This is a genomic window from Okeania sp. SIO2B9 (assembly GCF_010672505.1).
Lineage (GTDB): Bacteria > Cyanobacteriota > Cyanobacteriia > Cyanobacteriales > Microcoleaceae > Okeania > Okeania hirsuta.
This window is the reverse complement of sequence record NZ_JAAHGK010000302.1, coordinates 1-6,562: the sequence shown is the minus strand read 5'-3', so window position 1 is coordinate 6,562 and position 6,562 is coordinate 1. Positions and strand designations below refer to the sequence as shown.

Here is a 6,562-nt window from a genome sequence, read left to right as displayed (position 1 = left end):
AATGGTAATGGAAATTCAGGGATTTTATTTTGGATATTAAAAGCATATAGATCGGCTCTTGGTCGTTGCTTTCCGCGACTCACTAAAATCTGATAATGACTTTTACTTTTATGATCTAAAATAGGCATTCGTTGACCGCGACGCAGTAAATATATTTCGATAAAATTAGTCAAACTATCTAAAATTTTTTCTCGTTTTTTTTGATATATTTTTCTGCCTTTTCCACCTCTTTTATTAGAAGGAGATAATATTTCTATGGTGGTTACAACTTCCTTGGTTGCTACTTCTTGAATTTCCAAATATCCTTGGCGAATAGTTATTGGTATTGGCAGAGTTACTGTTATAGGTTTTGTGGAAGTTGCTGTTGCTGTAACCTGAGATTCTGTATAATTTGATTCGTTAGTTTGGTTTTTTTTTGACAGGACTGAAACATCAGGAAGACCTACAAGTAAAGATTCTGTATCGTTGTCTTCATACATTCTGACTTCTACAGAAACAAAATATTTTGGACGTAGTTGGGGAGATAATAATTGAGCAAGATTGCTAATTAAAAAGAGATGTAATCCCGACCATAAATCGGGATGTTCTAAATATGGGTCCATACCAGGAAATGGAGATGGCATTAATTTTTCTCCTTTGGTCGTTATATCTTTAAGGGGTAAAGGGCAGTTTGCCCCTACATTATTACATTTCTATCAGACTTGATATTATTTCTTCTTTCGACTTTTTAGAGTAACTAGCAAAACAGGGCGTAACACCCAGAGTAGAAAAGCAACTGCTATAATAATAGCGGTTGGACTATTTCCATGCTCTAATAACGGATTTAGATCTATGGGTAAAATATTTGTGCTAGGTTGACTGGTGCAAACTATATCTTCTTTAGGAAACATTTTGGTTTCTCCTATTAGTTACATTTCTATCTGAACATGAAATTTTTGTACTTTAAGCAAAGTTTTGACTCACCTTAGAAAAAAGTTTTAGTTCACTACTTTTGCCTTGAAAAAAAAGTGAGCTAAAACTGAAACTTAGCTGAATAAAAAATTTACTTTAGAAGATATAAAATTTACTTTGAAGATATAAAAATATAAATATGGCTGTTACTCTCAGAGCTTCTAAAGAGGGGCTACAAAAGGTTGATATAGCTAGAAAAAAGAAAGGTTGGACAAAAACAGAGGGTGCTTGGTGCGGACTAGCGCTAACTTCACAAGCAACTTTAAAACGTTTTTGGCGCAGTCTTCCCATTGAGCGAGATACTTTTATTGGTATTTGTGAGAATGTAGGGATTAACTGGGAAGAAGTTATGGACAACGCTCCTCCCTCACCTCAAAATTCCACTGTTGAATTTTTTTCTTATGATGATGTTTGGGTGGGTAGAGAAAACCTGATAGCTGAATTAACTACAAAAGTTAAAGAGTCTTGTCGCTTAGTTATTCTGGTTGGTATTAGTGGTATTGGTAAGACTGCTTTGGCAGAAAAGTTGGCGGTGGAGCTACACCAAGAATTTTTGCAGGGAGACTGGAGCAAGTTTCGCCAGGAAAATTTTGATAATGAGCAAGAAACTAAAGATTTTCGGAGTGTTGCTCTCCGGTGGTTGAAAAAGTGGGGAGTGTCTCTCAGTGAAGATGATTATCAATATGTGGAAAGGTTACTCTCTAAATTAGTTAATCGTTTGCGGCAACATCGGTATCTGATAATTATTGATTCTCTGGAAAATATTTTGGTGGGAAATGAGGAAGAGGGATGGAGTGATTTTCAGGATGAGTTGTGGGTGAGATTTTTTGAGCAATTTTTGGCTGCTCCAGAATGTCAAAGTCGCATTATCTTGACTTCCCAAGATTTCCCTGGGCAAATTCCCGAACGTTATCAGAATTTCTGGGTGTCTCAACCTTTGACTGGTTTGAGCAAGTCGGAGCAGTTGCAGTTGTTCGAGAAAACTGGGTTGGAGGTTGAGGAAAATTCTCCTAACCTACCTTATTTACAACGTATTGGTAATGCTTACGAGGGTCATCCTTTGGCGTTGCGGGTGATTGCCGGAGAAATTGGCAGCAAACCTTTTAATGGTAATGTGGTAGCTTATTGGAAAAGGTATGGTAATGAAATTGAGGAGGTGGAAAAGGGTATTGAGGAGGCTAAAAGTAAGGGGATAATTGGTGCTGATGATAGGTTTCGGTTAAACAGATATACTCGTGACTTGCGGAAAAAAGTCAAGTTGCGACTGGATAAGACTTTTTTCCGGTTGCAGAAAGATGCGCTTAATGCTTATCGGTTGATTTGTGCTACTGGAATATATAGATGCGAGGTGCCAGAGAGTTTTTGGTTGAATCATTTGGAAGACTGGAGTTGTAGTAAGGATGAGCAGGAGGTGGCGTTGCTGACTTTGCGCGATCGCTTTTTGGTTGAGGAAGTGGGAGTTGATGAAAGTGGTCAGTTTCTGCTGAGACAACATAATTTAATTCGTAGTGTGTCGTTGGAAAATTTAAAGAGGTTGGATGGGGAAAATGGTTGATTTATCTAAGTCGGGGTCGAAAGTTGAAAGCGATCGGGTAGGAAGAGTTAGTTTGCCTCCTGCTGATTATGTCTTGGAATTATTGAAGCTTGACGCAGATGCTTTGAAGTTAATTGAGCCACCTTCTAAGCGTCACGACAGTATTGCGATGAGGCGATCGCTATTTTCACAGAATTAGGAGTGCCAGAATTGAAAGAATGTCAGGAGTTGCGGGAGGAAATTCACAAGTCTAGTAGGGTGTGTTAGCGAAGCGTAACGCACCGAAATATTTTGGGCGGTGCGTTACATTTCATTTTCATGTCACGCAGTGAAACGCACCCTACTGGACTGCTTTTCCCAATATTGATGGTAAAATCTTATTCTGCAAAAAAGAATCCTCTGCACAGAAGAGCGATCGCGTCAGCGGAACGGAGTTCTATCGCTCCTCATTTCCTCTCTTGCCAAAACTGCTCCTTTTAAGTATCCTACTATAGACAAAACCACTTCCCCAAAAAATTCCCATGAAAACAAAAAGCTTTACTGCCATAGTTTACCGAGAAGAGGATATGTATATAGCTGAATGTCCTGAAATTGGTACAGTTGACCAAGGTTCCACAATTGAAGAAGCACTAGCAAATCTTAAAGAAGCAACAAGACTATATCTCGAAGAGTGTCCGCCATCGGACGAGACAACCCCAAGATTTGTTACCAATATTGAGGTTAGTTATGCCTAGACTGCCAAGAATTTCCAGCAAAGAAGCAATTCGCACCCTAGAGCGTCTGGGTTTCCAGCAAGTCAGACAAACAGGTAGTCACGCTTCAAAAAACCCTTACCAGATGGAAAAATTGTTTGTGTCGTGCCACTGCATAACGAATTAAAAATTGGTACTCTTAGTGGCGTTCTCAAACAAGCTAAAATTACCCCGGATGAGTTTATCGCAAATTTATGATGGACAGAAAAAAAGAATTGATATAGACAGACGCATCCAAAATGGTGCATGATGACGAATTGTTAAATGCTTTCCACAGTCTAAATTTGATCCGTAAATACACACCCTACAAATTTTTCTATAATCATCAAATTATTTACTAAAATTAAACAATTCAAATGTCACAATCAAATTATTATGGTAAACTACAATCCACTACTCAACCTACCATCAAGTGACGAATTACCTGATTCAGACGACAAACCCGTTGATCGCGAAATACAAATTCTAATTCCTAACCTGCTAATGTTAATTTTAAATCAGTTATGGGGCGATCACTCTGATTGGTTTTTTGGCGTAAATATGGGAATTTTCCACACCACCGGGTCAAGTCCTAGAGTGGCTATAGTTCCTGATGCTTTGCTCAGTCTGGGAGTTCCACGACTCAAAAATAATAAATTGCGATCCTCCTATGTTCTTTGGGAGGAAAATTATGTTGTTCCGATACTGGTATTGGAGATTGTTTCTAAAACTTATGGGGGTGAATACAATGAAAAAATGATTGATTACGCTCGGTTGGGAGTATTGTATTATGTCATCTATAACCCAGATTATACCAAGCGAGACAAACACGAACAATTTGAAGTGTATTACTTGGTAGATGGAGCATACCAACGTTTAAAAGGAAATCCCGTGTGGATGCCAGAAATTGGTCTGGGGATAGGAACTGAAGTTGGTAATCATTACCGTTCCGAACAAGAGTGGTTGTATTGGTATGACTCTGAAGGGAACAGGTTTATGACCCCAGAAGAGGAAGCACTTCAGGAACGACAAAGAGCTGAACGACTTGAACAAATGTTGCGTTCCCTTGGTGTTGATCCAGAACAGTTGTAGCTATATCTTAAGTCATATCATGTCCAGCAGCATCGGTATTTTCAATAATTGATAATTGATAATTAGGGCTTGCTGAATAAAATTGTAATCAATGTCTTTCAACAATTAATAATGAATAATTACCTCTTCTTTTCAAGGAGAGGATTGACTAATAATGAAAAATTTTTTTTATTATCCCCTTAAAAGGGGAGGCTTTAAACCACAATTTTTCGGAAAAGGTTTCTAGGGTTTTTTATTTTGAAAAAGTGCAAGGTTTTTGGCTGTTGTCGCCTCAAAATGCTAGTACTTTTCCCCTGACTATCAGAAAATTTGGCCGTAGTAGATAGTCTAAACTGTTGCCTCACAGGAGTGCGCTACCAGGTGCAACTAGCCTCCGGAGGAGGAGCTGCGCTAACGTCGTCGCGGGGTCGCACCGCTGTTGCCTGTTCCCTGTTGCCTATCATCACCATTAGACTTTTTCAGCAAACCCTAATTACCTCTCCCTAATTATCAATTATCCATTATCCATTATCCATTATTGAAACCCTACTACTGCTAATTAAACCAAACTCTGAGCTGGTTTATAACTTTGAATGGCTTTCATATATTGCGCCCTTTCAAATTTACTCTCATCAGGACAATTAATTTGACTCATACTACCGCGCATCTGTGCTATTGATTCATATTCATGTTCTTCCATCCAATGAATCATTTCATTTTCGATAACTTGAATATGATTAATTCCATGACGTAATAAAGTACCTACTAGCTGAGTTACATTCGCACCTGCCATCACCATTTTAATCACATCTTGCCCTTTTTGTACGCCGCTAGTTGCTGCAAAATCAACTTCTAATCTACCGTACAAAATAGCTATCCAACGCATAGGTAAACGCATTGCTTGTGGCGTACTTAATAACACATTAGTTACAACTTCTAGCTCTTCAATATTAATATCTGGCTGATAGAAACGGTTAAATAAAACTAATCCATTTACCCCTGCTTCTACCAACTTTTTCGACATATTTGCCATGTTACTAAAAAAGGGGCTAAGTTTAATAGAAACCGGAATATTTACCTCAGATTTAACAGCTTGCAGAATACTAATATAATTCTGTTCTACTTGTTCCCCAGTCATATCCATATTAGTAGGAATATTGTAGATATTTAACTCTAAAGCATCTGCACCAGCAGCCTCTAATTCTTTAGCATAATGAGTCCAGCCACCAATGGTTGAACCATTTAAACTGGCAATAATTGGCATATTTACCATTTTTTTTGCCTGACTAATATGCTTTAAATATTCCGAAACACCGACATGAAATACTTCTGGTTCGGGAAAATAAGTTAGAGCTTCTGGAAAACTTTCTGTGCCGTATTCTAAATGATGTTGTAATTCCAAACGTTCTTCACGAAGTTGTTCTTCAAATAAAGAATGTAAAACTACTGCAGCAGCACCAGCATCTTCCATCCGTTTGAGATTATCTAAGTCTTCGGTTAAAGGTGCAGCAGCTCCTACAACTAATGGGGAACGTAATTGTAATCCTAAATAATTTGTCGTAATATCCATAATGTTTAATTCAAAATTCAAAAGTCAAAAGTCAAAAGCGAAAAAGGCGTAGAAGGCGTAGGTTGGGTTGAGGAAACCCGTTAGTGCAGCTCATCCGTAGGATAAACCCAACAAACACCTATTCGGCATCGAGCTACTTACAAATTCTAGCCCATAAATTGTAAGGTGCTGTGAGGAAAAAGCCAGATCTTTGCGAATCCCAACACCGAAAAAAATAGACCAAAAAAGATTACTAAGGCTGCAGCAATACGGTTCAAAACAACCAAATACATTTGGTTTAAGACTTTTTTCAGAAAACTGAGGAAAGTCACTAAGATTAACCACCAAAGGGCTGAACCAATGAAAATACTGGATAGGATTACAGTTAATAAAAAAACTTCATTATAGTCAATCATATTAAAAATTTCTGACTCAGTTATTAGGATACTCGCTACGATTATACTTTTAGGATTTGTTAGGGCAAAAAGTGTCGATCCTAGATAAGTTTTGATTAATCCTGACTTTTGCATATTATCTGCATTGATATCAAATATATCTTTGCGGATACTAGAAACTCCAAAGTAGCAGAGAAAAAAACCACCTATTATTTCTAATATTCCAAGGTAATTTGATAATAAGGATTTAACCGCAACGAGTCCTGAAAATCCTATAAAACTATAGGTAGTATGAGCAGTAGCCGCTCCTAGTCCTGTAGCAAGGCCATAC

At 37.9% G+C, this 6,562-nt stretch carries 10 protein-coding genes; 6 read left to right on the top strand and 4 right to left on the bottom strand.

From position 1 onward, the window contains the following. Together F6K13_RS12740 and F6K13_RS12735 are read right to left on the bottom strand one after the other, a co-directional pair. A partial coding sequence (locus tag F6K13_RS12740) for a DUF4058 family protein (RefSeq protein WP_287287535.1) occupies positions 1-623 on the bottom strand: 623 nt, incomplete at its 3' end. A gap of 84 nt (positions 624-707) precedes the next feature. Continuing rightward, complete coding sequence (locus tag F6K13_RS12735) at positions 708-890, bottom strand: hypothetical protein (protein WP_124146838.1); 183 nt, start codon at positions 888-890, stop codon at positions 708-710. 200 nt (positions 891-1,090) lie between these two features. On the opposite strand from F6K13_RS12735, the gene F6K13_RS12730 reads away from it, so the two are divergent. The 6 genes from F6K13_RS12730 (at position 1,091) to F6K13_RS12710 (ending at position 4,308) form a co-directional block, all read left to right on the top strand. Next, positions 1,091-2,506, top strand: coding sequence for an ATP-binding protein (locus tag F6K13_RS12730; RefSeq protein WP_124146837.1), 1,416 nt, complete (start codon positions 1,091-1,093; stop codon positions 2,504-2,506). Continuing rightward, entirely contained in the window at positions 2,499-2,684 is a 186-nt protein-coding gene (locus F6K13_RS12725) for a hypothetical protein (RefSeq protein ID WP_124146836.1), read from the top strand. The genes F6K13_RS12730 and F6K13_RS12725 overlap by 8 nt, the downstream gene beginning before the upstream one ends. A gap of 322 nt (positions 2,685-3,006) precedes the next feature. After that, positions 3,007-3,219: a type II toxin-antitoxin system HicB family antitoxin gene (locus F6K13_RS12720; RefSeq protein ID WP_124146835.1), complete on the top strand. Its 213-nt coding sequence runs from the start codon at positions 3,007-3,009 to the stop codon at positions 3,217-3,219. Further along, positions 3,212-3,364 carry a type II toxin-antitoxin system HicA family toxin gene (locus tag F6K13_RS12715; RefSeq protein ID WP_240039137.1) on the top strand — a complete coding sequence of 51 codons (153 nt, stop codon included), beginning with the start codon at positions 3,212-3,214 and terminating at the stop codon, positions 3,362-3,364. The genes F6K13_RS12720 and F6K13_RS12715 overlap by 8 nt, the downstream gene beginning before the upstream one ends. After that, complete coding sequence (locus tag F6K13_RS35115; RefSeq protein WP_240041671.1) at positions 3,343-3,435, top strand: hypothetical protein; 93 nt, start codon at positions 3,343-3,345, stop codon at positions 3,433-3,435. Before F6K13_RS12715 ends, F6K13_RS35115 begins: the two co-directional genes overlap by 22 nt. 177 nt (positions 3,436-3,612) lie before the next feature. Continuing rightward, positions 3,613-4,308, top strand: a complete 696-nt coding sequence (locus F6K13_RS12710) for a Uma2 family endonuclease (RefSeq protein WP_124146834.1) — start codon at positions 3,613-3,615, stop codon at positions 4,306-4,308. Between the two features lie 538 nt (positions 4,309-4,846). On the opposite strand, the gene F6K13_RS12705 is transcribed toward F6K13_RS12710, so the two are convergent. Continuing rightward, positions 4,847-5,857, bottom strand: coding sequence for a dihydroorotate dehydrogenase-like protein (locus tag F6K13_RS12705; protein ID WP_124146833.1), 1,011 nt, complete (start codon positions 5,855-5,857; stop codon positions 4,847-4,849). A 146-nt stretch (positions 5,858-6,003) separates the two neighbouring features. Next, positions 6,004-6,562, bottom strand: a 559-nt coding sequence (locus F6K13_RS12700; RefSeq protein WP_287287533.1) for a LysE family translocator, incomplete at its 5' end; no start/stop codon positions are given.